Source organism: Nocardia arizonensis (assembly GCF_001310275.1).
In the GTDB taxonomy this organism is placed as follows: Bacteria; Actinomycetota; Actinomycetes; order Mycobacteriales; family Mycobacteriaceae; genus Nocardia; species Nocardia arizonensis.
In genome coordinates this window covers 1-26,573 of sequence record NZ_LGYZ01000047.1, presented here as the reverse complement: position 1 = coordinate 26,573, position 26,573 = coordinate 1, and the positions used below count along the sequence as shown (strand labels likewise).

The 26,573-nt window shown below is 68.9% G+C and carries 25 protein-coding genes and 1 riboswitch; of the genes, 7 read left to right on the top strand and 18 right to left on the bottom strand.

The features are described 5' to 3' along the window. Nucleotides 1–5: 5 nt before the first annotated feature. From thiD to APZ21_RS06670, 3 genes are all read right to left on the bottom strand, one after another. On the bottom strand, nucleotides 6–851 hold the full coding sequence (gene thiD / locus APZ21_RS06680) for a bifunctional hydroxymethylpyrimidine kinase/phosphomethylpyrimidine kinase (RefSeq protein WP_054812349.1): 846 nt from the start codon (nucleotides 849–851) through the stop codon (nucleotides 6–8). Between the two features lie 193 nt (nucleotides 852–1,044). Next, entirely contained in the window at nucleotides 1,045–1,668 is a 624-nt protein-coding gene (locus APZ21_RS06675; RefSeq protein WP_054812348.1) for an NAD(P)-dependent oxidoreductase, read from the bottom strand. Between the two features lie 111 nt (nucleotides 1,669–1,779). Next, nucleotides 1,780–2,574 (bottom strand): thioesterase family protein, encoded by a 795-nt coding sequence (locus tag APZ21_RS06670; RefSeq protein ID WP_054812347.1) that lies wholly within the window; start codon nucleotides 2,572–2,574, stop codon nucleotides 1,780–1,782. Nucleotides 2,575–2,868: 294 nt separating this feature from the next. On the opposite strand from APZ21_RS06670, the gene APZ21_RS06665 reads away from it, so the two are divergent. Continuing rightward, the gene (locus tag APZ21_RS06665) at nucleotides 2,869–4,392 is read left to right on the top strand and encodes an MFS transporter (RefSeq protein ID WP_054812346.1); all 1,524 of its coding nucleotides are present in this window, start codon (nucleotides 2,869–2,871) and stop codon (nucleotides 4,390–4,392) included. Nucleotides 4,393–4,403: 11 nt separating this feature from the next. Here the strand turns inward: APZ21_RS06665 and thiC are convergent, their stop codons facing one another. Both thiC and APZ21_RS06655 read right to left on the bottom strand, forming a co-directional pair. Next, the gene (thiC, locus tag APZ21_RS06660) at nucleotides 4,404–6,023 is read right to left on the bottom strand and encodes a phosphomethylpyrimidine synthase ThiC (protein WP_054812345.1); all 1,620 of its coding nucleotides are present in this window, start codon (nucleotides 6,021–6,023) and stop codon (nucleotides 4,404–4,406) included. Next, nucleotides 6,017–6,143: riboswitch (TPP riboswitch) on the bottom strand. (Overlaps the previous gene by 7 nt.) A gap of 118 nt (nucleotides 6,144–6,261) precedes the next feature. Then, nucleotides 6,262–6,888 carry a TetR/AcrR family transcriptional regulator gene (locus tag APZ21_RS06655; protein ID WP_054812425.1) on the bottom strand — a complete coding sequence of 209 codons (627 nt, stop codon included), beginning with the start codon at nucleotides 6,886–6,888 and terminating at the stop codon, nucleotides 6,262–6,264. Between the two features lie 146 nt (nucleotides 6,889–7,034). Between APZ21_RS06655 and APZ21_RS06650 the strand changes: the two genes are divergently transcribed. After that, nucleotides 7,035–8,144, top strand: coding sequence for a hypothetical protein (locus APZ21_RS06650; RefSeq protein WP_156370781.1), 1,110 nt, complete (start codon nucleotides 7,035–7,037; stop codon nucleotides 8,142–8,144). Nucleotides 8,145–8,180: 36 nt separating this feature from the next. Here APZ21_RS06650 and APZ21_RS06645 read toward each other — a convergent pair whose 3' ends face one another. The 3 genes from APZ21_RS06645 to APZ21_RS06635 are packed head-to-tail and all read right to left on the bottom strand — an operon-like array spanning nucleotide 8,181 to nucleotide 10,631. Next, nucleotides 8,181–8,996 (bottom strand): exodeoxyribonuclease III, encoded by an 816-nt coding sequence (locus APZ21_RS06645; RefSeq protein ID WP_054812343.1) that lies wholly within the window; start codon nucleotides 8,994–8,996, stop codon nucleotides 8,181–8,183. A 53-nt stretch (nucleotides 8,997–9,049) separates the two neighbouring features. Continuing rightward, nucleotides 9,050–10,051, bottom strand: coding sequence for an N-acetylglutamate synthase, CG3035 family (locus APZ21_RS06640; protein ID WP_054812342.1), 1,002 nt, complete (start codon nucleotides 10,049–10,051; stop codon nucleotides 9,050–9,052). Then, nucleotides 10,041–10,631, bottom strand: a complete 591-nt coding sequence (locus tag APZ21_RS06635) for a peptide deformylase (RefSeq protein WP_054812341.1) — start codon at nucleotides 10,629–10,631, stop codon at nucleotides 10,041–10,043. The genes APZ21_RS06640 and APZ21_RS06635 overlap by 11 nt, the downstream gene beginning before the upstream one ends. Before the next feature lie 185 nt (nucleotides 10,632–10,816). Here APZ21_RS06635 and APZ21_RS06630 point away from each other — a divergent pair, with 185 nt between their 5' ends. From APZ21_RS06630 to APZ21_RS06610, 5 genes are all read left to right on the top strand, one after another. Beyond that, nucleotides 10,817–11,170 (top strand): DUF3263 domain-containing protein, encoded by a 354-nt coding sequence (locus APZ21_RS06630; RefSeq protein ID WP_054812340.1) that lies wholly within the window; start codon nucleotides 10,817–10,819, stop codon nucleotides 11,168–11,170. Between the two features lie 58 nt (nucleotides 11,171–11,228). Further along, on the top strand, nucleotides 11,229–11,789 hold the full coding sequence (locus APZ21_RS06625; RefSeq protein WP_054812339.1) for a LytR C-terminal domain-containing protein: 561 nt from the start codon (nucleotides 11,229–11,231) through the stop codon (nucleotides 11,787–11,789). Between the two features lie 145 nt (nucleotides 11,790–11,934). Beyond that, on the top strand, nucleotides 11,935–12,621 hold the full coding sequence (sodC, locus tag APZ21_RS06620; protein ID WP_054812338.1) for a superoxide dismutase[Cu-Zn]: 687 nt from the start codon (nucleotides 11,935–11,937) through the stop codon (nucleotides 12,619–12,621). A gap of 13 nt (nucleotides 12,622–12,634) precedes the next feature. Next, nucleotides 12,635–13,780, top strand: a complete 1,146-nt coding sequence (locus APZ21_RS06615; RefSeq protein WP_054812337.1) for a glutamate--cysteine ligase — start codon at nucleotides 12,635–12,637, stop codon at nucleotides 13,778–13,780. A gap of 140 nt (nucleotides 13,781–13,920) precedes the next feature. After that, a complete protein-coding gene (locus tag APZ21_RS06610) occupies nucleotides 13,921–15,210 on the top strand; it encodes a phosphatase PAP2 family protein (RefSeq protein ID WP_156370803.1) in 1,290 nt (429 codons plus the stop codon). A 52-nt stretch (nucleotides 15,211–15,262) separates the two neighbouring features. Here APZ21_RS06610 and mnhG read toward each other — a convergent pair whose 3' ends face one another. The 10 genes from mnhG to APZ21_RS06560 form a co-directional block, all read right to left on the bottom strand. Beyond that, complete coding sequence (mnhG, locus tag APZ21_RS06605) at nucleotides 15,263–15,595, bottom strand: monovalent cation/H(+) antiporter subunit G (protein ID WP_054812335.1); 333 nt, start codon at nucleotides 15,593–15,595, stop codon at nucleotides 15,263–15,265. Next, on the bottom strand, nucleotides 15,592–15,852 hold the full coding sequence (locus APZ21_RS06600; protein WP_054812334.1) for a monovalent cation/H+ antiporter complex subunit F: 261 nt from the start codon (nucleotides 15,850–15,852) through the stop codon (nucleotides 15,592–15,594). The genes mnhG and APZ21_RS06600 overlap by 4 nt, the downstream gene beginning before the upstream one ends. Beyond that, on the bottom strand, nucleotides 15,853–16,380 hold the full coding sequence (locus tag APZ21_RS06595) for a Na+/H+ antiporter subunit E (protein ID WP_082392901.1): 528 nt from the start codon (nucleotides 16,378–16,380) through the stop codon (nucleotides 15,853–15,855). It abuts the gene before it with no gap. An 8-nt stretch (nucleotides 16,381–16,388) separates the two neighbouring features. Further along, on the bottom strand, nucleotides 16,389–17,990 hold the full coding sequence (locus APZ21_RS06590) for a Na+/H+ antiporter subunit D (RefSeq protein ID WP_054812332.1): 1,602 nt from the start codon (nucleotides 17,988–17,990) through the stop codon (nucleotides 16,389–16,391). Then, the gene (locus tag APZ21_RS06585; RefSeq protein WP_054812331.1) at nucleotides 17,987–18,370 is read right to left on the bottom strand and encodes a Na(+)/H(+) antiporter subunit C; all 384 of its coding nucleotides are present in this window, start codon (nucleotides 18,368–18,370) and stop codon (nucleotides 17,987–17,989) included. Before APZ21_RS06585 ends, APZ21_RS06590 begins: the two co-directional genes overlap by 4 nt. Next, nucleotides 18,367–21,198 carry a Na+/H+ antiporter subunit A gene (locus APZ21_RS06580; RefSeq protein ID WP_054812330.1) on the bottom strand — a complete coding sequence of 944 codons (2,832 nt, stop codon included), beginning with the start codon at nucleotides 21,196–21,198 and terminating at the stop codon, nucleotides 18,367–18,369. Before APZ21_RS06580 ends, APZ21_RS06585 begins: the two co-directional genes overlap by 4 nt. 111 nt (nucleotides 21,199–21,309) lie before the next feature. Then, nucleotides 21,310–22,608, bottom strand: coding sequence for a hypothetical protein (locus tag APZ21_RS06575; protein ID WP_054812329.1), 1,299 nt, complete (start codon nucleotides 22,606–22,608; stop codon nucleotides 21,310–21,312). 123 nt (nucleotides 22,609–22,731) lie between these two features. Beyond that, complete coding sequence (locus APZ21_RS06570; protein ID WP_054812328.1) at nucleotides 22,732–24,990, bottom strand: AAA family ATPase; 2,259 nt, start codon at nucleotides 24,988–24,990, stop codon at nucleotides 22,732–22,734. A gap of 24 nt (nucleotides 24,991–25,014) precedes the next feature. After that, nucleotides 25,015–25,455, bottom strand: a complete 441-nt coding sequence (locus APZ21_RS06565; RefSeq protein WP_054812327.1) for a hypothetical protein — start codon at nucleotides 25,453–25,455, stop codon at nucleotides 25,015–25,017. A 589-nt stretch (nucleotides 25,456–26,044) separates the two neighbouring features. Then, nucleotides 26,045–26,383 carry a UBP-type zinc finger domain-containing protein gene (locus APZ21_RS06560; protein ID WP_054812326.1) on the bottom strand — a complete coding sequence of 113 codons (339 nt, stop codon included), beginning with the start codon at nucleotides 26,381–26,383 and terminating at the stop codon, nucleotides 26,045–26,047. Nucleotides 26,384–26,573: the final 190 nt, after the last annotated feature.

Sequence of the window (26,573 nt, the reverse complement as noted above, 5' to 3'; positions counted from 1 at the left end):
TCGCCTCAAACCTCGTGCAGTCGCCACAGCGGCGACACCGGACCGTGGCCCTTGCCGAGGTCGTAGGCGGCGGCGAGGCAGCGCCGCGTCCATTCCTTGGCGAATTCGACCGCGTCGGGGACCGAATAGCCGTGGGCCAGTGCGCAGGCGATGGCCGCGGCGAGGGTGTCGCCGCCGCCGTGGTCATTGCCGGTCTCGATGCGCGCGGCGGTGTACTCGAGGAAGGTCTCGCCGTCGAAGAGCAGGTCGGTGCTGTATTTCGAGGAGCGCAGATGGCCGCCCTTGACGATGGCCCAGCGCGGCCCGAGCGCGTGCAGCGCCTCGGCGGCGCGGCGGGCGCTCGCGTCGTCGGTGACCTCGACGCCCGTGATCAGCCTGACCTCGTCGAGGTTGGGGGTAACGATGGTCGCGAGCGGAATCAGGGTGTGCCGCACCGCGTCCAGCGCTTCCTCGTGCAGCAGCGGGTCGCCGTGCATGGAGGCCGCCACCGGGTCGACCACGAGCGGGACCGAACCGTCCCGGCCGATGCCGACCTCACGGCAGACCTCGGCGACCGATTCGATGATGGCGGTGGAGGCGAGCATCCCGGTCTTGGCCGCGCCGATGCCGATATCCCCGGCGACCGAGCGGACCTGATCGGCGACGATCCGCGGCGGGATCTCGTGGAATCCGCTCACCCCCACCGAATTCTGCACCGTCACCGCGGCGACCGCGACGAGCGCGTGCACACCGCACAGTGCCATGGTCCTGGTATCGGCCTGGATTCCGGCGCCACCCCCGGAATCGGTGCCCGCGATGGTCAGGACACGGACCGGGGTCTGTCCTTCGACGGGTATCGGCAACAGCTTCACGGTTCGACCCTACGGTGCTGCCCGGATGTCCGGTCGCGGGGTCGAAGTACCCCACCGAGACATTGCTAATGACAACCGTTATCCTTAATTTCGATCTCGTCCGCTACGAACGGCCGATCACCGTCACCGTGCTCTCCCGCCGGACCCGATCCTTCCCGGCGTGGGGTGCCGAGCGCGGGGCTCGCGGTCGCGCTCAATTCGAGATACCGGGCGCGCGGCGCACGTAGGTCGGATCGGTGAGCTGTTCGAGCAGGAAGTCCGCGACATCGGCGCGGGCGATCTTCAGACCGAGACCCGTCGCGTCGCCGGGGATATCGCGACGGAACGCGCCGGTGGGCGGGCCGTCGGTGAAGGCGCTCGGCCGTACGATGGTCCAGTCCAGCTCACTGGCCCGCACGCAATCCTCTTGCCGCACATGATCTTCGTACGCCTTGCGCAGCAAGATGCCGAACATGACGTACTTCCACACGAAATTCAGATTGGCCCGGCTCTCGCCCACGCCGAGCGTGCTCTGACAGATCAGGCGCCGCACGCCCGTGCGGCGCATGGCCCGCACGATCGTGTCGGTCCCCGCGAAGCGAACCCGGCCGCGGCGGCCGTCGCCGAGGGTCACGACGACGGCGTCGCGACCCGCGATCGCGCCTTCGACCGCCGCGGCGTCGAGCACATCGCCCCGGACCACGCGCAGCCGTTCGCGCGGTTGCGCGAACGAGGAGGCGTGGCGGGTGAAGGCCGTCACCTCGTGGCCCTGCTCGAGCGCTCGTTCCACGACGAGTTTCCCGACGGTGCCGGTGGCCCCGAAAACCGTGATTCTCATGATGTTGCTCCCCGTATGCGGTGCTGGTGAACCGGTGTGAATCCAGTACAACAGCGCCGCGAGCGCGCGAACATGCTCACGCGTCTCGCCCGCATACGCGAGAACGGCAGGTCAGCGCACCCCGACCAGGAGGGTTTGGATACTGCGGCCCAGCGGGCCGCGCTCGTCGAACAGCACCGATTCGGCCAGTCCGATGCCGTGCGGCTGGGGGTAGGTGACCGCGTCGAGGCAGACCCATTCCCCGGCCGGCTGCCGGTGCAGGGTCACCGTCAGGTCGGTATTGATGAACAGGTACTTGTCCCAATCCAGCACCGCGCTCACGCCATTGCCCGAATCGGCGGCGGCCAACGTGCGTTCCAGCGGGCTCGGGGTGGTGCCCGCGACGATGGGATATTTGAGCCGAATCCAGCAGATCGCCGGGCCGGGATCGGTGAAAGAGCCTGTCACGAAACGGTATTCGATGGCGCTGTGGAAGCCGACGGGTTGGTTCGAGGGGAACGGCGCGGGCACGGTCGCGTATTCGGGGCCGGGGCGCGCGCCGGTGGGCAGAATCGTCTCGGGTAGGTCGAGTTTCGTCTCCGCGAGTTTGAAACGCCAGGCGTTGGCGCTCATCACCGGGCCGCGATCGGTGGACAGGGTCGCCTGGATCAGTTCGACACTGCGGCCGGGCCGCACCACCCTGGCCTCGACGGTCAGCGGTTCCAGCGGCACCGGGCCGAGGATCTCCACCGCCACCCGCCCGACCTGGAAACCCTCGCGCGGTTCGCACCGTTCGATGGCGTGGCCGAGCAGCGCCGAGGGCGGACCCGCGTGCTGCGCGTCGGGCGACCAGGGTCCGCGGGTGAGTTCGGTGGATAGATAGCGGTGCGGATGCTCCGGGTCGGGTAGGTAGAAGGCGTCGCTCACGATCGTCGTCCGTCCCTCGGACCGGCGGCGCTGCCGGTCGGCGGTTGTTCGGTCGGTTAACGATTCTGCTAGACGGAGGCCGTCCGGGGGAGGGTGAATTCGTCGGGCCCGACCGAAGGCGGGGTCGACATCATCCCGCCGAAGCCGAAGGAGTGGGCGGGTAGTCCGCGCGACGACGTCCATCGCACCGCGCGGGCTCGTCGAGCAGAACATTCGGTGGGGCCGGTGCGGTAACCTGAAGTTCGCTCTGGCGTGGTGGATACCGGGGCGGTGGTCCGCTCAGGGAGGAGCGTCATGACCTCGGAGGCGCCGCCGCGACGACGCGGCGGGATGCGCTGGGTGATGCTCGCGGTGCTGTGCGCCAGCCTGCTGCTGGTGGCCATGGACGCCACCATTCTCAATGTCGCCCTGCCGTCGCTGATCGAGGATCTGCGACTGGGGCCGCTGCAACAGCTCTGGATCATCGACATCTACGGTCTGGTGCTCGGTGGTCTGCTCATCACCACCGGCGCGGTCGGCGACCGGGTCGGGCGCAAACTACTGTTCCTGACCGGATTCGTCCTTTTCGGCATCGCCTCGGTGGTCGCGGCGACCGCGCAGGGCGCGTGGCAGCTCATACTCGGCCGGGTGCTGCTCGCCGTCGGCGGCGCGATGGTGATGCCGTCCACCCTGTCACTGATCCGCGCCATCTTCACCGACGTGCGCGAACGCACCCTCGCCATCGGCATCTGGGCCGCTGTGGCCGGTGCGGGCGCGACCATCGGTCCCGTCGTCGGCGGCTATCTGGTGGAGCATTTCGGCTGGGCCTCGGCCTTCTGGCTCAATGTGCCCGTCGTCGTGCTCACCGTCGCGGTCGGGCTCGCGGTACTGCCGGAATACCTGGCTCCGCAAGAGGGCTCGCTCGACTGGTGGGCCGCATGTCTGTCGATCGCCGGTATCGTCGGCCTGGCGTGGGGCGTCAAACATCTCGCCAAGGGCGAGGCCGCCGGAGTCGATGTGCTCATCCTCGTGATCGGACTGCTGGCGCTGGCCTGGTTCGTGCGCCGCCAGCTCGCCGCCGCCGATCCGCTGCTCGACGTGCGTCTGTTCCGCAACGGCGCGTTCTCCGCCGCCGCGCTGGCGACCCTGCTGGCCATGCTCGCCATCGGCGCGGCGCTGTTCCTGATCTCGCTGTGGCTGCAATACATCCACGGTTATTCGCCGTCGCAGGCGGGTCTGCGCATGCTGCCCTCGGCCCTGACCCTGCTCCTCGCCTCCCTCAGCACCCCGTGGCTCATGCAGCACCTGGGCGTGCGCGCGGTGCTGGCCATCGGCCTCGGCGCGTCGGCCGTCGGCTTCCTGGGCCTGGCGCTGAGCCCCGAGCCGACCTCCTACCCGGTCATCGCCCTGGTCCTGGCCACCTTCGGTCTCGGCGACGGGCTAGCTATCACCGCCGCCGCCGCGATACTCGTCTCCGCGGTACCGCCCGACCGTGCCGGCCAGGCGGGCGCGGTCTCCGAGACCACCTACGAACTCGGCATCGGCCTCGGCGTGGCCTTCCTCGGAAGCGTTCACGCCCGGATCTTCACCGACCACATGACCGACCTGCCCCTGACCGGACCCGACGCCGAGCAGGCCCGAGGTTCGGTGGGCGGTGCGGCCGAGGTGGCCGACACCCTTTCCGCACCGGCCGGCGACCGACTTCTGGCGGCCATGACGCACGCCTTCGATTCCGCCCTGACCGTCACCGCCTACATAAGCGCCGCTCTCGTCGCCACCGTCGCCGTGGTCGCGGTGCTGTTGGTACCCAAGGGTTTCCGCATCACCGGCGGCCACTAGCGACGCGCGGGTCACGAGACGACCGGAAGGTACACCTTGTTGCCCGCGTCGGCGAATTCGGCGGACTTGCGCGCCATGCCCGCGTCGATCGCCTCGGCGTCGGTGAGACCCTCGCGTTCGGCGTAGGCGCGGACATCCGCGGAGATGCGCATGGAGCAGAACTTCGGACCGCACATGGAACAGAAGTGCGCGGTCTTGGCGGGTTCGGCGGGCAGGGTCTCGTCGTGGTACTCCCGGGCGGTGTCGGGATCCAGCGAAAGGGCGAACTGATCGCGCCAGCGGAATTCGAAACGGGCCTTGGACAATTCGTCGTCACGGGCCTGGGCGTGCGGGTGGCCCTTGGCGAGATCGGCGGCGTGCGCGGCGATCTTGTAGGTGATGACGCCGACCTTCACGTCGTCACGGTCGGGCAGCCCGAGATGTTCCTTGGGCGTCACGTAGCAGAGCATTGCGGTGCCCGCCTGCGCGATCATGGCCGCACCGATGGCCGAGGTGATGTGGTCGTAGGCCGGTGCGATATCGGTGGCGAGCGGGCCGAGGGTGTAGAACGGCGCCTCCTCGCACAGTTCCTCCTCGAGCCGGACGTTCTCCACGATCTTGTGCATGGGCACGTGCCCGGGGCCTTCGATCATCACCTGCACGCCACGGGATTTCGCGATCCTGGTCAATTCGCCGAGCGTGCGCAGTTCGGCGAACTGGGCCTCGTCGTTGGCGTCGGCGATGGACCCCGGCCGCAGGCCGTCACCGAGGGAGAAGGTGACGTCGTAGGCGGCGAGGATATCGCAGAGTTCGGCGAAATTGGTGTACAGGAACGACTCCCGGTGGTGGGCCAGACACCACGCGGCCATGATGGAACCGCCGCGCGAGACGATTCCGGTGACCCGCTTGGCGGTAAGCGGCACATACCGCAGCAGCACGCCCGCGTGCACGGTCATGTAGTCCACACCCTGCTCGCACTGCTCGATGACGGTGTCGCGGTAGATCTCCCAGGTGAGCGCCGTCGGGTCGCCGCCGACCTTCTCTAGTGCCTGGTAGATGGGCACGGTGCCGACCGGGACGGGCGAATTGCGCAGTATCCACTCGCGGGTCTCGTGGATGTTCTTGCCGGTGGACAGGTCCATGATGGTGTCGGCGCCCCAACGGGTGGCCCACACCATCTTCTCCACCTCCTCGGCGATGGAGGAGGTGACGGCCGAATTGCCGATATTGGCATTGATCTTGACCAGGAATTTCTTGCCGATGACCGTCGGCTCGAGTTCCGGGTGCTTCCGGTTCGCGGGGATCACCGCGCGACCCGCGGCGACCTCCGCGCGCACCAGTTCGGCGTCGACGCCCTCGCGCGCGGCGACGAAGCGCATCTCCGGGGTGACCACACCGGCGCGCGCCCAGGTCAGCTGGGTGGCGGGGCCGTCGACCGGCGGGCGGGTCCAACCGTCGCGCAGGCGCGGCAGCCCCGCCTCGAGGTCGATGGTCGCGGTGTCGTCGGTGTACGGCCCGGAGGTGTCGTGCACGTCGAAGTGCGCACCGTTGGTGAGATGGATGCGCCGCACTGGTATGCGCAGGTCGTCGACCTGGCGATAGTGTTTGACGCTGCCCTCGATGGGGCCGGTGGTGACGGATGCGGTCGTCATTGAGTGATCCTCCCTACGCCGGCATTACCCGGTCAGGTTCATACGGTCGACGGCCCTGATCCGCTCCGTGGAGCTAGCCGTCCTCTCAGCCCGCTGGTGCGAGCCCCCGTTGGCGATATGCAGATGTCCCGACCGACCATACCCGTCCCCGGCGGACCCCCTGATCAGGCGTGGTTGTAGGCGTCACGCATTGCCGCGACGAAACGGTGATCCGCCGGAAATCTGTCGCCGACAATTCTCAGGCGGCCCGCAGCGCCCGGTACACGGCCGAACCGACGAACGCGCCGAGATCGTCGGCGTCCCATTCGCCGTCGCCCTCCAACAGCGTCCGCACCGCGCCCTCACCGGCCGACACCCACAGCTCGACCAGCACCGGCAGTTTGCGCTCGGCGTCCTCGGTGCCCCAGGCGCGCAGGGTCGGGCGCAGTAGTTCGGTGCAGCGCTGCACGGCGAGGGCGCGGCCGCGTCCGAACGAATCCGCAACCGCCGGATCGGGATTGCCGTACAGCAGCCGCCACGAATCGGGTCGCGTGCCCGCGATCTCCAGCAGCGTGCGGAAACCCTCGACGAAGACGGTCTCGCCCGCGTCGACCCGGCGCGGCGGGGTCGCCTCGAGCAGTCCGCTGACCAGATGTCCCTCTTCGCGCCGGATGAGCTCGCGGATCAATGCCACCCGGTCGGCGAAACACGCGTACACCACCGGCCTGGTGACCTGCATGCGCTCGGCCACGGCGGCGATGGTGACCGCGGCGATACCGTTTTCCACGGCGATGGCGAGGGCGGTGTCGAGTACCTGCGGCCTGCGGCGCTGGGGTCCGAGATGCTGCGCCCGGACCTTGGTCCGCGCGGCCCGCTCGATGCCCATATCGATCACGATATCAGCGTTACCGCAGCGCCTACCCGGATATTCGCAGGTCGCGTGGTGTGCGTCCGCGGACGGCATTCGGGGGTGACGGGCACGATCCCGCGGCTGTGCCGCGCGGAGACGGGGCGGGGATTAGGTTGTGGGGCATGCAATCCGAGTTGCCTGCGCCGGATGTTCTGTGGGGGCGCACTCTTGTCGTCCAGGTCGTGCAGGATCCGGAGGGTTCCGGGCAACTAGGTGAGTTGACCGGTGGCCGTGTGACATTCGATATGGGCTACCAGGACAACTGGTTCACCCTCGTGCGCTATGAGGACGGCAAGGCGGTGGTGTTCGGGCGCGGTCGCGACGAGACGTATCTCCCCCCGGACCGACCGCAGGATCTGCTGGCGGGCGCGCCGCCGTGGGCGCCGGTCGCCGAACTCGTACCCCTCGTGCTGCGCGAGGAGATCGACTTCGTGCGCTGGTGGGACGGCCGCTGGCGCCATGCCGAGCGACTTGACCCGCTGCGGGTCGACTACGAGACCTCGGTGGCCATGTATCCGCTGCTCGAGGCCGAACAGCTGGTGACCGTCTTCGCCGAATCGCTGCCGGATGTCACACACGAGGAGGTGGTTGCCCTGTTCACCGCGGCCGAGGCGGGCACGGTGAAACCGGAACTGCTCGGCGGACTCGACGCCGGACTGTCCGGGGCGGTGCTCGACTATCTGGCCCGCGGCGGGGTCATGGCCGATACGGCGCCGGTGGTCGATCCGCTGCCCGCGCCCGCGACCGGTCCCCGACCGCGCCGCCGCATGACCTCGGCCGAACACCGCCGTCAGCTGGTCGACGCCATGTCGGCGGCGTCCGACATACCGCGCCGGAGCCCACCGGACACCCCGGAACTCGCCGATATCGTGGCGCGGATCGAAATGCTGCACCGCGATTTCGGTTATGTCGACTTCGCTTTCCGGGTGGGCCGGGGCATCGGCGTCGGCAGACCGCGCAATGCCCGCAAGATCCCCACCGGACTGCGCAGGCTGCGCGATGTCGAAGCCGGTGAACAGGGGCGCTGGCTGTTCATCCGCTTCACCGTCGCCGACGGGGAGGTCGGGATCGAACGCGCCTACGACCACTGGCCGTCGTGGTATCCGCGCAATCCGTACGACAACGATCCCGACCGCCGCGACCTGCTGGACGAATTCGCTCGGCGCATCCCCGCGGCCCGGCCGAACTGGGCCGATATGGCCGCCGACGATTACTCCTACGATTTCGAATGACGCGACCGGACCCGGCCCCATCACGGAATGCGCTCGCTAGTCGGCGAATTCGGCGATGACCGGCGCGTGATCGCTGGCGCCCTTGCCCTTGCGTTCGTCCCGGTCCACCATCGCGTCCTCGGCCCGCGCCGCCAATTCCGGTGAGGCCAATATGAAGTCGATCCGCATTCCCTCCTTGCGGGGGAAGCGCAGTTGGGTGTAATCCCAATAGGTGTACACCCCGGGGCCCGGCGCGAAAGGCCGCATGACATCGGCGAATCCGGCCTCGACGATGGCTTCGAAGGCGGCGCGTTCGGTAGCGGAGGTGTGCGTCCTGCCCTCGAAGAACCGCACCGACCACACGTCGTCGTCGGTCGGCGCGATATTCCAGTCGCCGACCAATGCGATTCGGGCCGTCGGCTGTTCGGCCAGCCAGCGCGCACCGACGTCACGCAGCGCGGCGAGCCATTCCAGTTTGTAGATGTAGTGCGGATCATCGAGCGCGCGGCCGTTGGGCACGTACAGACTCCACACCCGCACCCCGCCGCAAGTGGCGCCGAGCGCGCGCGACTCGACCACCGGTGTGCTGATGAGTGATTCGGCCGCGTCCTTGTCGAAACCGGGTTGGGCAGGAAAGGCGTACTCGACGTCGGTCAGACCGATGCGGGAGGCGATGGCGACGCCGTTCCACTGGTTCACTCCGAGATGGGCCACCTCGTAGCCGAGTTCGTCGAAGCGCTCGTACGGGAACTGGTCGTCACGGCATTTGGTCTCCTGCATGGCGAGGACGTCGATATCGTGGCGGTCGAGGAACTGCGCCACCCGGTCGATACGGGAGCGGATCGAATTGACGTTCCAGGTCGCCAAGCGCACGACATGCCTTCCTCTTGTCCACGGTCGATATCTTCTTTTCTACGCTTCGGCGCTCACGCCTCCGGCGGAGGTTCGGTGTAGCGGTAGTGATGGTGCTCGACGAATCCGAGGTCGCGGTACAGGGCGAGCGCGCCCTCGTTGTCCGCGTCGACCTGGGCGTAGGCGTGGGTCGCGCCGCGGTCGCGGCCCCAGCGCAGTGTCTCCGCGCATACCAGCGCGCCGAGTCCGTGCCTGCGGTGTTCGCTCGACACCGCCACACAGCTCAGACCGATCCAGCGGCGGCCGTCGGGGGCGGTGGTCAACGCGCCGCGCGCGACCGCGATCGGCTGCGGGACGCCCAACGCGGCGAATCCGAGTTCACCGTCGTGGACGGCGGTCAGCACCTCCGGCACCGGCGGCAGGTCGATGGTGGTCTGCTCGGCCTCGCCCTTGCGGTGGTACAGGTCCAGCCAGGCGTCGGTCGGGGCCGGGAAGACGCGGACCATCGGCGGACCCTGCGGCAGAACGAAATTCTCGATATCTATGCCGAGCACCACGGTCTCCTTGCGGGTCCGCCACCCCGCGGGCGCCTTGGCGAGTCGATCGGGCAGCGCCAGACGCAGCGGCAGCCGCCGCACCGCGTACCACTCGCGCAGGCGTGCCAAGGTCTGCTCCGTAATCGCACCCGGCGGCACCGGTGTCTCGGAATCGCCCAGCGGCAGAGCCGAATTCGCCCGGTCGGTGTAGCCGTAACCCGCGCGCGCCAGCCAGCCGTCGATCCAGGCGTGCTCGATACCGGGCCAGCCGTAGGCCGCCGCGGCCTCCAGGGCCCGGATCTCCCCGGTGCGAATCGGCCTCGGCCCCAATGCTTTCAAAGCCACCACCCGGTCGGGCGGCACCGCGACCGCCTGACCGTCGCCACCGAGCACCGTCGGCGGGTCGAGGGAGACCAGCTCGCCGATCACGTCGGTCAGCGGGGGGTGCTGCCCCTCCGGGCGTCGGTAGCGCATGACCACGCGGCGGCCGAGTGGGATGTCGCGCGGCGATTCCACGGGTTCGGTCGAATCAGTCGTCATGGCCGAACGGGTCGGGTACGGCGCCGGGCAGCCAGCTCAATCCCGGGACGCCCCAGCCGTTGCGCTTGATCGCCTTCTTCGCCGCGCGCGCGTGGCGGCCGATCAGCACATCCACGTAGAGGAATCCGTCCAGGTGGCCGACCTCGTGCTGCAACATGCGCGCGAAGAAGCCCTTGCCCTCGATGGTGACGGGTTCACCGTTCTCGTCGGTGCCGGTGACCCGCGCCCAGTCGGCCCGGCCGGTGGGGAACTGCTCACCGGGAACCGACAGACAGCCCTCGTCGTCCTCGTCGGGATCGGGCATGGTCTCGGGTATCGTCGAGGTCTCGAGCACCGGATTGACCACCGCGCCCCGGCGCCTGGTCGCCGTGCCGTCCTCGCCCACGTCAGGGCAGTCGTAGACGAACAACCGCAGCCCCACGCCGACCTGATTGGCGGCAAGACCGACCCCGTGCGCCGCATCCAGCGTCTCGTACATATCCGCGATGAGCTCGGCCAATTCCTCCGGGGACTTGTCGACCTGCCGCGTCGGATTGTGCAGTACCGGATCGCCGACGATCACGATGGGGAGTATTGCCATGAAGGGTAAGGGTACTGGGTGCGCCCGCGGGTGCTCCCGCGTGCTGACCGGCCGGTGACACGCCGTTACCCTCCGGTAAACAACACGCCGCTGGCGCGGCCGGGAGTCCACCGGGTCGCGTGGTTCAATGATTCGCGACGTACAGGCATCATTTTCGTCAGGTGGTTACTCGGCGAGGGAGCGAGATGGACGGCGCAGCGGCACGGAACTATTCCGCGATCCAGGGCGGCCCTTCCGCGAACGAGGATTCGCCGACCGGGTCCGCGACTCCGGTCGAAGGGGACGAGAGCGGCCTGAGTCGCCGCGAACTCGAGATCCTGGCCTTCGAGCGGCAGTGGTGGAAGTACGCGGGCGCCAAGGAAGAGGCCATTCGGGAGAAGTTCGGCATGTCCCCGACCCGCTACTACCAGGTCCTCAACGCGCTGGTCGACCGGCCGGAGGCGCTGGCCGCCGACCCCATGCTGGTCAAGCGGCTGCGCAGATTGCGGGCCAGCAGGCAGAAGGCAAGGGCCGCCCGTCGCCTCGGATTCCAGGTATGACCCGGATTCCCGGCGTGACGCGGGCGGGGCGGGCCGGTGGGGGACTAGGGTCGACGCTGTGAGCTACCCCAATCCCACCTCCGGCGGACCGCCACTGCGGGCCCTGGCGATGGTGTTGATCGCGCTGGCCATCGTGTTCGCCGGACTCGGTGCGATGTCGTTGTCGAATTCGGACGCCGACTCCGAGACCGCCGCGCCCGCGTCGAGCACGACCACGGCGGCCGCGCCAACGGCGACAGCGCAGCGGACCGGTGCGGGCGCCACCGCCACCGAAGCGGTCACCACCACCGCCCCGACCACCACCACCGTTGCGCCGCCCCCGCCGACCGCGCCCGCGGTGAATCGCGCGGTGCCGGTGCGGGTTCTGAACAACAGCCTGGTCGCCGGTCTGGCCGCGCGCACCGCGGACCAGTTGCAGGGCCAGGGTTGGACGAATGTGTCCTCCGGCAACTACGCGGGCGGCACCATCGCGAAAACCACCGTGTTCTACGGGGATTCGCCGGGTGAACGGGAAGCGGCCATGGAAATCGCGCAGCAGATCGGCGCGACGGCCGAACCCAAGTCCGGCGGTCCGGGCGACGCCGCGACCGGTGTGGTCGTGATCCTGGCGGGCGGCTGATCTCCCGATGCGCCGCGCGCCGTGGTGCCGTGGGCCACACCGCCCTGTCACCGAGCGGCCCGACGGGCGTGGCATCATCTGTCCGGTAACGAACGCGTCCGCTCGGCTTTGCCCGTAAACTCGGTACTCGTAAAGGAGTTCTCCGATGGCCCCGTCCACAACTCGTCGCCCGTCCTGGTGGACTGTGACCCCGGTGCTTGCGGTCGCGGTCCTCGGCCTCGCCGCATGCTCCAACAGTCAGGAGTCCAGTGACGTCAAGGGCACGACGCCGCCGGTGTGGACCGGTGCGGCCGCCCCGCCGTCGGGCGAGTTCGGCCCCAAGCACGGCAGCGACTCGACGAATCCGGGTGCGAAGGTCGATCTGAAGGACCCCTCGGGCAAGTCCGTCGCCACCGCCACCATCACCGCGGTCGGCAACCATTTACAGGTCCAGGTCGACGCGAACGGACTGCGTCCCGGATTCCACGGTCTACACATCCACCAGATAGGCAAGTGCGAGGCCAATTCGGCGGCGCCGACCGGCGGCACCCCGGGCGATTTCCTGTCCGCGGGCGGGCACCTCCAGGTCGGCAGCGCCAACGCGCATCCGGCCAGCGGTGACCTCACCTCGCTCGAGGTCCGCAACGACGGCTCCGGCACGCTGGTCACCACCACCGACGCCGTCACCCTGAACGACCTGAAGGGCAAGGCGCTGATCATCCACGCCGACGCCGACAACTTCGGCAACATTCCCAACCGTTACTCGCGCGCCGACGGTGTGGCCGGTCCCGACGACACCACGCTGGCCACCGGTGACGCCGGAGGCCGGGTAGCCTGCGGCGTCATCGCTTAGACGAAGGTGATTCATGGCCGGGGCACAGATCGAGCACGTTCCGTTCGAAGGTTCGCCCCGGCCGACCATAGGTATCGAATGGGAGATCGCGCTCGTCGACAAGGTGACGCGCGATCTGTCCAATACCGCGGCCGAGGTCTTCGACGCGGTCGGCGACCTGCGAAGCTGGGATGGCAAACCGCAGGTCACCAAGGAGTTGCTGCGTAATACCGTCGAGATCGTCACCGGGGTGCACGAGACCGTCGGCGCGGCGGTGGAGGATCTGCACGGCACCATGAACACGGTGCGCCGTGCGGCCGATCCGCTGGGCGTCGACCTGTTCTGCGCGGGCACCCACCCGTTCGCGCAGTGGTCGGCCCAGCAGTTGACCCGCTCCGAGCACTACGACGAGCTGATCGAGCGCACGCAGTGGTGGGGTCGCCAGATGATGATCTGGGGCGTGCACGTGCACGTCGGCGTCTCACACCGGGACAAGGTGCTGCCGATCATCAATTCCCTGCTGCTGATGTATCCGCACCTGTTGGCGCTGTCGGCGTCCTCGCCCATGTGGGCCGGCGCCGACACCGGGTACGCGAGCAACCGGACGCTGATGTTCCAGCAGTTGCCCACCGCGGGTCTGCCGTTCCAGTTCGAGAACTGGACCCAGTTCGAACATTTCGTGCACGACCAGTTGAAGACCGGTGTGTTCGAACAGCTCGGCGGGATGCACTGGGATATCCGGCCGGCGCCCAAATGGGGCACGATCGAGGTGCGGGTCTGCGACGGCACCTCCACGCGCGAGGAGCTCGCGGCCATCGCCGCGCTGATCCACTGTCTGATCGTCGATCTGGACCGCCGGGTGGAGAACGGCGAACAGCTGCCGACGCTGCCGCCGTGGCATGTGCAGGAGAACAAGTGGCGCGCAGCGCGATACGGGCTCGACGCCATCGTCATCGTTGACGCCGACAGCAATGAGCGATTGGTCACCGATGACCTCGCCGAGGTCTTGAATCGGCTGGAGCCGACGGCGAAGCTGCTCGGTTGTGCGGACGAACTGGCCTCGGTGGCCGAGATTCCCGTGCGCGGCGCCTCCTACCAGCGCCAGCGCAAGGTGGCCGCGGCGTCCAATGGTGATCTGGTCGCGGTGGTGAACTCACTGGTCGAAGAGCTGAATCGGTAGCCGGGCGGCTTCCGGTCGGTCGCCTGTCGTTCAGTTCGCCAGGGGGGCTGCGTTCATCTTCCGTTTACTATGGTCGAGTGCTTGTCGAAGTTCCGGGTTCCAGCGTAGGAAATGCGGTGTGGCGACCCCCGTTACGGCGGATACGGGTCGTGGCCGTGGTCTGCGCCGTTCCCGTGCTGTTGGTCGCCCTCCAGGTGGCCGCGGCCCGGCAGGGTTTCGACGGGCCGCTGGCGAGTCTGTGGCGCGACTACGTCGGCACGCCGAAGTCGATGTCGGTGCCGTGGGCGGGTCTGGTGCTGGCCCTGATCGGAATCCCCATGCGCCGCCGGGTGATCGCGGTGGGCGTCGCGGTCGCGATCGATGCGCTGTGGGCCGGGGCCCGGGTGCTCTCGGGCGAGCCGTTCGCGGTCGGCAACGGCGCCGTGATCGTCCTCAGCGGCATCGCGGTGGTGGCGTTGTCGCGGTGGGAGGGCCGGGAGCGCGCGAACGCACTGCGTGCGGCGGCTCTCGGCGCGCTGCTGATCCTGGCGACCAAGATCGGCGACGTGTGGCTGCACGTGACGGTGGTAGCGCGGCCCGATGTATTCGACGAGTACCTCCGGTTGGCCGACCACGCGCTCGGTGATCCGTCGTGGGTGATGGGCCGAGTGCTCGACGCGCTCGGACCGGTCGTGTACGCGGTATTGCACTGGGTCTACATCGAATTGCCGGTGGCGGCGATCGTGGTCGCGGTGTGGCAGTTGCGCCGTGTGGTGCCGGCCGGAGTATGGCCAACGCACTATCTGGTGCGCACCTTTCTCGTTCTCGGCCTACTCGGGCCGGTCGTTTACCTGCTGTTCCCCGTCGTCGGCCCCATGTTCGCCTTCGGTACCGACGGTCGCGGTCTGCAAGTGGGCGATTTCTGGCCCGCTGTCGTCCCGCCGGTCGACCGCACCCCCTCGGCCCTGCCGTTCGACACCGTGACCCCACGCAACTGCATGCCCTCCATGCACACCGCGTGGGCGCTGTCGGTCTTCCTGCACACCCGCCGCGACCTCGACGGCGCGCCTGCCCCCGCGTGGCTGCGGTGGGGCGGCGCGTTCTGGCTGCTCGCGACCCTCGCCGCCACCCTCGGCTTCGGGTACCACTACGGCGTCGACCTGGTCGCGGGCGCCGTTCTGTGTCTCACCGTCGAATCCGCCCTGCGCGCCCCCGAACGCGGCTGGGGCTGGTTCCGCATCCGCCTGGTGGCCGGCGGCGCCGCCACTCTCGCCGCCCTCCTGCTCTCCTACCGCTACCTGGCGGTCCCCATGGCCGAATACTCCGCCCTCGCGGGCACCGTCGTTCTCGCGTTGCTCGCGGCCATGGCCGCCGCCTTCCACGCCACCTGGTTCGCGGGTTCCGACGAATTCCCCGCCTCAATACCGGAACCCGCCGCCCGCTACTGGTAGCGAAAGCGCCGGGCGGCGGTGCCGTTCTCGACGAGGTGGACGACGTCCTCGGTCAGTCGACCTCGTCGCCGAGCTCGTTGACTCGGAGCAGGCCGTCTCGGTGGCGTTGTTCGCGGTACGCCGTGCGGCCTATGAGGTGGGCTATGACGGGTGCGGTGAGGAGGGTGAAGAGGGCCACCAGCATGAGCATCCAGGCGTTGGCGTCGGAGCGGATATGTATGGCGGTGCCGGTGAGGATGAGAATGAGGCCGACGACCTGGGGTTTGGTGGCGGCGTGCATGCGGGTGAGGGTGTCGGGAAAGCGCAGGATGCCGACGGCGGCGGTGAGGGCGAGCAGGGCGCCGGTCAGGATGAACAAGGCCGCGATCCATTCGAGGGCGATCATCGGTCGTCCCTGACCCGGAAACGCGACACCGCGGCGGAACCGAGAAAACCCACCAGTGCCAGCGCGACGATCGCGGGAATCACCGCAGTGTCACCGCTGTAGGCCGCCCACACCGCCAACCCGGAGGCGGCGATCGCGACGAGCGAGTCGATGCCGACGACCCGGTCGAGCGTATTGGGTCCGGCGAGAATGCGATACGCGGTGATCAGGGCGGCGGCGATGAGCAGAACGGCCGCGATGACGGCGACGACGGCCATCTATGCACCTCCGGTCGAGGATTCGGACACCGGCCGCTCGAAGATATCGATCAGTAGCCGTTCGACCCTGCGGGTGGTCCGGTAGAACTTGTCCACCGCGGCGTCGCTGCTCACGTCCAGTACGTGCACGTAGACGACGCAGCGTTGCCGGTCGATCTCCAGCACCATCGTGCCGGGAATGAGATTCAGTAGATCGGTGCACAGCACCAGCACCAGATCCGAACGTGTGCGCAGACTCACCCGCAGCACCCCCGACACCGGTGTCGGCGCGGGCCGAATCGCCAGCCACGCCACCTGGAAACTGGATTCGAGGGCGTAATAGGCGCTCACAACGAGAAATTCGGGCAGCGGCAGCGGATTGAACCGCCCGTTGATCGGCAGCAACGGCAGCGGCAGCGCGACCATGATGATCAACCCGACCGCGAGTCCGCCCAGCAGATTGCCGACGCTGAGATCGCCCCACAGCGCCATGTAAACCAGCGTCAGCCACGCCAGCAGACTGATTCGCACCACGTTGTCGCGAGTCACCGGGGCCTTCATCGCGGCGCCCCCGCATTGCCCAGCACCGAGCCGATGTAGACGGACGGATCATGCAGTTCGGCGGCGGCGCGGTCGGCTATGCCGAGGATCGGCCCGGCCAGTACGGTCAGCGTGAGTCCGACCACCGTGAGCGCCGCGGTGGGCAAGAGCATGAGCGGCGGCATGCGGCCGGGATCGATGCGCTCGTCGTAGCGCACATCCTCGGAAACCTCCATGAGCGTGGGCGGATTCGCGGCCGCGAGGTGACCTTCGGGAGCTTCCGAGCGCGGCCGCCAGAACACCTTCGCCCATACCCGCGCCGCAGCGTACAGCGTGAGCAGACTGGTCACCACCGCGCCGCCGACCAGCACCCAGGCCGCCACACCGCCGTCGGCGGCGCCCGCCTGGAGCAGCGCGACCTTGCCGATGAAGCCCGAGAACGGTGGTATGCCACCGAGATTCAGTGCGGGTACCAGGAACAGGATCGCAAGTAGCGGACTGGCCGCGGCCAGTCCGCCGAGCCGGCGCAACGAGGTCGATCCCGCCTGGCGTTCGATCAGACCCACCACGAGGAACAGCGTGGTCTGCACCAGAATATGGTGCGCCACATAGTAGATCGCGCCCGACAGGCCCGCCGCCGACCCGAGTCCGACACCGAAGATCATATAGCCGATATGGCTGACCAGCGTGAACGACAGCAGCCTGCGGATATCGCTCTGCGCGATCGCGCCGAAGATGCCGATCAGCATCGTCAGCAGACCACACCACAGCAGCACCGCGCCGAAACCGCCGTCGGGGAACAGCAGCGAATCGGTGCGGATGATCGCGTACACGCCGACCTTCGTGAGCAGACCCGCGAACACCGCGGTGACCGGCGCGGGCGCGGTCGGATAGGAGTCGGGCAACCAGTTCGACAGCGGGAACACCGCCGCCTTGATGCCGAAGGCCACGAGCAGCACCGCGTACACCGAGGTCCGCACACCCTCCGGCGCGACATCCATGCGGAGCGCGAGTTGGGCGAGATTGAGTGTGCCGGTGGTCGCGTAGGCCAATCCGATGCCGATGAGGAAGATCAGCGATGACAGCATCGACACCATGACATAGGCCACGCCCGCCCGAATGCGTTGCGCCGTCGCGCCGACGGTGAGCAGCACGAAGGAGGCGGCGAGCAGGATCTCGAAACCGACGAACAGGTTGAACAGGTCACCGGCCAGGAAGGCCGCCGAAACGCCCGCGGTCAGAACCAGATACGTGGGCCGGTAGATGGAAGTGGGCTGGCGGGCGCCACCGTCGCGGATGTTCTGTCCCGAACCGTAGACCGACACCGCGAGCAGCACGATCGAGGACACCAGCAGCATGGCCGCCGAGAGCCGGTCCACCACCAGCGTGATGCCGATCGGGGTGTCCCAGCCGCCGACCTGCACCGCGGCGGTGCCGTCGCGATCGGCCAGATACAGCAGCAGTCCGCTGATCACCACGACCGCGGTGAGCGCGAGAAAGACGACGACGCCCTGGGTGCGCGGCCGCCTGCCGAAGACCAGGGTCGCGGCGGCGGCGAGCAGCGGCACCAGGACGGGAAGCGGTGCGAGGACGGGCAGCAGTGCGGAGGACGGACTCATTGTTCGGGGTCCTCTCCCTCGTGGCGGGTGGCGACCTCGAGATCCGCCGGGTCGTTCTGCACGTCGTCGCTGGTGGTCAGCATGTAGGCGCGGTAGGCGAGCGCGAGTACGAAGGCCGCGAGGCCCATGGTGATGACGATGGCCGTCAGCACCATGGCCTGCGCCAGCGGGTCGGCCATACCCTCGTGGTCACCTTCGGAACCCGCGCCGATGGGCGGGTCGCCACCGGGTCCGCCGACCGTGAGGATCAGCAGATTCACCCCGTTGCCGAACAGGATCATGCCGAGCAGCATCTTCGAAACGGTGCGCTCCAGGATGAGATACACCCCGCACGCGACGAGCACGCCGATCAGCACCAACAGTGTCAGATTCGAGGTCATCGGCCATGCCCCGCCGTCGATTCGGTGGCCTCGGACAGTTCGCTGTCGAGACGAGCCCCGAGGCTGCGCAGCACGTCGAGGACGAGTCCGACCACGATGAGGTAGACACCGAGGTCGAAGAACGACGCGGTGACAAGTTTGACGTGGCCGATCAGCGGCAGGGTGATCTCGACGATGGCCGAGGACAGCGGCGGCGCGCCGAGCAGCAGTGACCCCGCCGCCGTGCCCGCGGCCAGCGCGAGTCCGGCGCCGAGTACCTGACCGGCGTCCACCGGCAGCGCCTCGCCCAGTTCGTAGCGTCCGCCCGCGAGATAGCGCAGGGTCAGTGCGAGTCCGGCGGTGAGTCCGCCGGCGAATCCGCCGCCGGGCGCGTTGTGACCGGCGAAGAAGAAGTAGACCGAGAGCACCATGATGGTGGGGAAGACCAGTCGGGTGGTGATCTGGAGCACCATCGAGCGGTCCTCGCGGGCCATGAGCCGGGCCGCGGGCAGCCAGCTGACCAGGTCGGGGTCGTAGCGCGGTGAGTCGGCGGCGCGCGGCGCCGCGCCGAACCGCCGGGTGCGGAACACCAGGGAGGCCACACCGGTCGCCGCGACGATGAGGACGGAGACCTCGCCGAGGGTGTCCCAGGCGCGGATATCGACCAGTAGCACGTTCACCGCGTTCTTGCCGCCGCCGAACGTGTAGGCGGCTTCGGGAATGCGATGCCAGATCGGCTCGGTGGAGCGCGCCGCGGTGGCGAAGGCGGCCAGCGTCGCGACGGTCGCGCCGACGGCGGCGGCGAGCAGTGCGCGGCGCGCCTTGAAGTCGGCGGTGCGGGATTCGTCGATCTCGGCGGGGAAGGCCCGCAGGACCAGGACGAAGACGACAAGGGTCAGGGTCTCGACCAGGAATTGGGTCAGGGCGAGATCGGGCGCGCCGTGCAGGGCGAAGACGACACCGCAGCCGTATCCGGTCACGCCGACGACGAGAACGCCGGCCAATCGATTGCGCAGCACCGTCGCGGCCAGTGCCATGGCGACCATGATCGCGGCGATGGCCGGTTGCAGCGGCGAATCCCACAGCCGCAGTCGCACCCCGGTCCGGGTGCCCAGTGCCAGCGCCAACACCGGGAGGACGGTCAGGGTGCCGAGGATGGTCGCCTGACTCAGCGGCAGCGATCCGCGCTGCACCGCACCGGTCATGCGCAGGGAGAGCCGGTCCATGGCGCGCAGGGTGGCGTCGTAGGCGCGGTCGGCATTGCCGAGGATGTGGTGGCCGGATTCGATGATGCGGCCGCGTTCGAGGAACAACGCCGCGCCCGCGGCCACGATCAGCACGGTCAGTCCGAGCGGGGCGGTGAGCCCGTGCCACAGCGCGAGGTGTTCGGACAGCTCGCCCAGCGTGCGGGCGTAGGGGGCGAGCAGACCGTCGATCCCGCCCGCGGCCGGACCCGCGACGAATGCGGCGAGCGCGAGCAGTGCGGGCGGCGCGAGCAGCAGCGCCCCGGGGGCGTGCCAGCGTGCGGCGGACGGTCCGGTGTCCACGGTGGTGGACTTGGTCGCGAAGGCGCCCCAGATGAAGCGGGCGCTGTATCCGACGGTCAGCGCCGAACCCAACGCCACGCCGACCAACATCGCCATCCGCGAAGGCGTGGCGAGGTTGTCGGCGTCGAGGACTGCGCCGAGCGCGCTCTCCTTGCCGACGAAGCCGAACAGCGGCGGGAGCCCGGCCATACTCAGCGCCGCCAGACTCGCCACGCCGAACAGCACGGGCGCGCGCCGGCCGAGCCCGGACAGTGCGCGCAGATCCCTGGTGCCCGCGCCGTGGTCGATGATGCCGACCACCATGAACAGACACGCCTTGAACAGCGCGTGCGCGACCACCATCGCGACGCCGGCCAGCGCCGCGTACGGGGTGCCGATACCGACGAGCAGTATGAGGAAGCCGAGCTGACTGACGGTGCCGAAGGCCAACACCAATTTCAGGTCGGTCACCTGGAGCGCGCGCCAGCCCGCCAGCAGCATCGAGACCAGCCCCAGGGTGAGCACCAGCGGATGCCACGGTGGACTCTGCGCGAAGACCGGGGCGAGTCGCGCCACCAGGTAGACCCCCGCCTTGACCATCGCCGCCGCGTGCAGATAGGCGCTGACCGGGGTCGGCGCCGCCATCGCGCCCGGCAACCAGAAATGCAGCGGCACGATCGCGGACTTGCTGAGCGCGCCGACCAGGATCAGCGCCACCGCCACCGACACCGCGACCCCGCCGGGCGGCTGTTCGCGGGCCAACAGGTCGGACAGCAGATAACTGCCGCCGCGCTGACCGAGTATGACGATGCCGACCAGCATGGACAGTCCGCCCGCGCCGGTGACCAGCAGCGCCTGTATCGCGGCGCGCCTGCTGGCGGCCCGTTCGGCGTCGTGGCCGACCAGCAGGAACGACAGGACTGTCGTGACCTCCCAGAATACGTAGAGCAGCAACATGTTGTCGCTGGTCACGAGGCCGAACATGGCGCCGGCGAAGCCGATGAGCTGGGCGGCGAAGACGCCGAGGCGCGGTTCGTCGTCATCGAAATACCGGGCGCAGTAGGCCAGCACGAGCGCGCCGATGCCGAGGACGAGCGCGGCCAGCACCGCTGCGAGCGAATCGAAGCGCAGCTCGATGTCCATCCGTATCGTTGGCGCCCACGTGATCCGAACCCGCTGCGTGCTATCCCAATTCGCGATCACCCAGCACAAGCTCCCGATCGGCACGAGAGCGAAGACGTAGAAGGCGTTGCGTCCCAATACCCGCACGCACAACGGTGCCGTGAAAGCGGCGAGAACATGCGCGAGCAGGATAGCGAGCAAACTGCACTCCGTCGGGTTGTAGCGGCGGGGTACTGCCAGTTAACCCTATGTGGATATCGGAGTTTTCGCGGGTCCGCGTACTATGTCGTACGCCATGTATCCGCGGATTGGCTATATATCCGCTATCGCTCCGGTCGGAGCGGTCGCGGCGGTATCGGGGCGGGTCGGGAGCCGAAACCGATGCAGCACAGCCAGTCCGATCGCGCAGCCGACGGTGATCACGAGCGCGGTTCGGCCCGACGTGCCGACGGCCGCGGTGGCGTCACGGGCCGGGAGTTCGCCCTCCTGCGGCAGCGCCGACACGGCCGAGGGCAAGAACAGGGCCGCCAGCGCCAGCACGCCGCCGGGCGCGTAGCGCGGTGCGGCCGCGCCGCAGCAGTAGCCCGCGATCAGCGCCAGCCCGACACTGCCGATCGTGCGCAGCGCCGCGGTGTCGTGCGGTGCGGCGAATATCGAATACACCGCGAGCGCCGCCGTCATGAACAGGCCGAACCCGGGGGATGGCACTTCCAGACCGGCGATGATGCCGACTCCGCCCGCCACCAGAATCGCCGCGAGCATCCACCACGGACGCGGCGCCGCACCCAGCGACTCCGCCACCGGTACCAGGCTCACCGCGAGCAGCACGCCCGCGCCGTCGCGGCGCGGCAGCAGCATGGCGGCCACGGTCGCGGCGATCACCGTCGCCGCGACGGCCAAGGCGATATCGATGGTGTGCCCGCCCTCGCGGTCGTACTGGCGGGTCAGCCATTCGGCGCCAGTGAGCACCACGAGACCCACCACCAGTGCGGCGATGATCGGCGCGATCGGCAGTTCCGCCGGCTCGTCGGAAATCCGCGACTGCCGTGACGGCGCGCTGTTGCGCACGGTGCTGAGCAGGACCAGCAGCAGCGTGACGCCGATGAGCCAGCGCGGCGGGGTCTCCAGGACGGCGTACGGGTCCTGCGCCTGGATCGCCAGCAGTTCGGCGAGGTCGCCGAAGACGAAGAAGCCGACGCAGCCGAGGGCGAACCCGAAGGCGGGCAGCGGTCTGCGCAGTACGGCCACGCCGAGCGCGCCGAACAGCACGCCCCCGAGTACCGAATCGATGTAGTTCTGGGTGGTGAGCAATTCGGGAGTGGAAACATGATGTCCGACAAGATGATTGACGAACAGGCCGAACGCGCCCACCAGTGCCGACATCCAGGCCGCCCACGGCTTGCCGTAGGTGTGCGCGAGCACGGCCACGGTCACCGCGACGACGACGCCGATGGTGGCCCCGCGCGGCACGCTGTCGTACAGACTGGCCAGCCGGTACGGGGTGCTCTCCCCGGACCACGCGAACGTGATGGGCAGCAGCAGCGTGACCCCGGCGACCGCGGCGCCGGAGAACGCCGTGATCGTGTCGAATGTCTCGCCGATGCGTCGCACCCCGTCGAATCTACTCGCGTCCGCGGTCGGACTCCGGGATTGCCGAATGCTCGTCGTGACATGTCGCGCGGGACGAAACCGCTGCCCCGGGCCGGTAATGCTGAATAGCTGATTAGTTGCGGATCAACCTCGATTGTCGGCGTATGCCCGCAGTGACAGCACCTGCTCGATATCGAGCGACGGGCGAACCACCGCGCGTGCCGCCGCGACGTCGGCCGCCGTCACATCCGCGGCGTTCACGTCACGGCGCATCGCCGACAGCGCCGCCTCGCGCAGCAGCGCCGCGCAGTCGGCCGCGGAATATCCGTCCAGGTCGGCGGCCAGCGCGGCCAGGTCGACATCGGCCGACAGCGGCACCGAACGACCGGTCGTGCGCAGGATCTCCCGCCGCGCTTCGGCATCGGGCGGCGGCACGAAGATCAACCGCTCCAACCGGCCCGGCCGCAACAGCGCGGGATCGATGAGTTCCGGCCGGTTCGTCGCGCCGAGCACCACCACATCGCGCAGCGGCTCGACCCCGTCCAACTCGGTCAACAGCGCCGCGACGACCCGATCGCCCACTCCCGAGTCCGCACTCTGCCCGCGTCGCGGCGCCAAGGCGTCAACCTCGTCGAGGAAGATCAGCGACGGGGCGGAATCCCTTGCCCGCTGGAACAATTCGCGCACGGCCCGCTCGGAGGAACCGACCCACTTGTCCATCAGTTCCGCGCCTTTGACCGCGTGCACGCTCAACTGGCCGGTACCGGCGAGCGCGCGAACCAGGAAGGTCTTGCCGCACCCCGGCGGCCCGTACAGCAGCACGCCGCGCGGCGGATCGATACCGAGGCGGGCGAAGGAATCCGGGTGGCGCAACGGCCACAACACCGATTCCGTCAACGCCTGTTTGGTTTCGACCATATCGCCGACATCATCCAGTCCGAGACTGCCGATCGCGAGCTCCTCCGAACCCGAGCGCGACAGCGGCCGGATCACCTTCAGCGCGCCCACCAGATCCTCCTGGCGCAACAGCGGTTCGGACTGTTCACGACTGGCCCGCGACGCCGCGCGCAAGGCCGCCTCCCTGCACAGCGCCGCCAGATCCGATACCACGAAACCCGGTGTGCGCGAGCCGATCTCGTCCAACGTCAAATCGTCCGTCGGCACTTTGCGCAGCAACTGCTCCAACAGTGCCCTTCGCACCGCCGCCGTCGGCAGGCTCAAGGCGAGCTCGCGATCACAGATATCCGGGGCACGCAGCCGCACGTCCAGCGCCGCCGGATTCGAGGTGGTCGCCAGGAATGCCACAGACGGCTCGGCCACCGCCGCCCGCAACTGGTCGAGGATCAGCGTCGCCACCGGCTCCGCCGTCGACGGCAGCAGCGCGTCGACATCGGTGATCAGCAGAATCCCGCCCCGCCCCGACCCAACATCGGCCACCGCGGTGGCGACCTCGCGCAACCGCGCGCCGCTCTCGGCCGCGCCGACCGTCGGACCGTCCACCTCGACCACACGACGCGGCGCGGCAACCGAACGCGCCAAGGTCGCCTTGCCGACACCCGCCGGACCGGTGATGAGCACACCCAAACGCGGAGTCGCACCGAGCGTCCGCAGCAACTCGGGTTCGTCCAGAGCCAGACTGAGCCATTCGGCGAGCTTGGCGGCCTGGGCGTGCGCGCCGACCAGATCCTCGCGCGCGACCACCGTGACCTCGCCCCGCGCCGTCCCCGAACCATCCGCGACGGTCAGCGTGTCCAAAGCCGCCGCCGCGTGCGCCGTCTCCCCCGTCGGCGCGGACTCGCCCGCCGCCGCCCGCGCCGCCGCGTCCATCGCCGCGACCACACCCGCACCCCAAGCGACCGCGGTATTCGGCTGCACGCTCACCGGACCCGGACCGGGATCGACCGCGGTCACCGTCAGCAGCTCGGTCGTCCACGCGATCCCGAACGCGCGCGAGAGCGCCTGACTCGCCGCCGAGGACGGAATATCGGGACCGAGATCGCGCGGCAGCAGCGACACCGCGTCGCCCACCGTCACCACCTTGCCCAACAGCGCCTGCCGCAAGGTCGCGGACGGAATGCTGCGGGTCGCGTGAGCCGAACCGGTCACCGAGACATGCCGGGCGCCGAACACCGTCGCCGGCGCGACCACCACCGTGGCATCCTCGCGCACACCCGCGTTCGACAACGTCACGTCATCGAGCAGCGCGACCCCCGCGGGCGTATTCGCGGGCGCGACACCCGCCACCGCGGACGTGCGCCGCGCGCCGACCAAGGTCACACCGTCCCACTCACGCAAACCCAGCGCCGTCAGCGCTTCGGGATGCAGCCGCACCACCCCGCGCCGGGCATCGGCCGCGGACGGATTCAAGCGAGCGGTGAGCGCCAGTTCTGCCACCGTGCCCATTCTGCCCGCGCACGGGGCGAGGCGTCAGTGTCCGACGACGATTCCCGCGGCCGCGGCGACCGTCTTGTCGGCATTGCTGGAAGCCAGGCACACCAGCTTCGCCGTGCCGAGGGCGACATTCGGGCTACCCGCGAAAGGACTGTCAGGATTCTCCGCCAAGATCTGCTCGATCACCGACTTCTCGGCGGAGCTGTCCAAAGTCCTGAACTCCGCGCACGTGGTGTCCGACACCGAACCCGACGGGCGATCGACGGCCTTGCTCGTCGTCGGCGCGGCGCCGGCCGAGGTGGATGCGGCCGCGCCCGTCGTCGGACGCGCACTCGTAGTCGCCGTGGCGCCCGCGCTGATCTCGGTACTGCCCTTGCGCAAGCCGCTCGCGTCCGTCGACTCCTCGGACCCGCCGCAGCCCGACAATGCGAGGGCCACCGCGGCAGCGGCGACGCCGATGGCGGAAATTCGCTTCATCTTGTGCAATACCCCGGTGGCTCGAGGCGCCGGTCCCCCCGGCGCGTTCGGTGCAGTGTAGCTGTGACATTGGCCGTGCCTCCGGCACGGCGGGTTCGCGGCCCCTTATGTCTCGCGTCCTGTATCTCTGGCCGTGCCTCCGGCACGGCGGGGTTCGCGGCCCCTTGGGTCCCGCGTCCGAGCGGCCGATACTCGCGCCTGCGGCGCATTGTCTCGACCGCTCGGACGCGAGACGGCCGCGAACGGTCGCTCGTAAGACTCGCTCCGTGGTGGTTGCGTGGGCGTGGAGTGACTGTGTCTATGGCCGCGACTTCGTCGCGGCGGGTTCGCGGCCCTTTGGGTCTCGCGTCCGAGCGGCCGATACTTGCTCCTTCGTCGCATTGTCTCGACCGCTCGGACGCGAGACGGCCGCGAACGGTCGCTCGTAAGACTCGCTTCGTGGTGGTTGCGTGGGCGTGGAGTGTCCGTATCTGTGGCATTGCCTTCGGTGGGGATCGGTTCGCGGTCTTTCGTGTCTCGCGAACTGTGTCTCTGGCGGTGCCTTCCGGTACGGCGGGGTTGTTCGTCGGACTCGCTCGGGCGGGACGGGTCAGTGGATGTGGTCGTGCCAGTCGGTGGGGACGCGGCCTTTGGGGCCGGGGGCTGTCTGGTTCGCGGGGTGGCTGTGGGGTGGGGCCAACTCGGGGCCCTCGTACATCTGCTGGGTGCGGAAATCCCAGAACCAGTCTTCGCCTGGCTCGTAGCTCTGAATCAAGGGGTGGCCGGTTTCGGCGGCGTGCTTGGTGGCGTGCTGGGACGGTGACGTATCACAGCAGCCGACGTGTCCGCACTGGGCGCAGCGGCGTAGGTGTACCCACCATCCTTGCGCCTGTTCGCATTCCACACATCCGGGTCCGCTGGGCGGTACGCCGATATCGATACCTTCCATCAGAACTCCTGTATCTCTGGCTGTGTCATTGGCCGCGACTTCGGCACGGCGGGTTCGCGGCCCCTTGGGTCTCGCGCCCGAGCGGCCGATACTTGCTCCTTCGTCGCATTGTCTCGACCGCTCGGACGCGAGACGGCCGCGAACGGTGTCTCTGGCCGTGCCTTCGGCACGGCGGAGTTCGCGGCCTCTT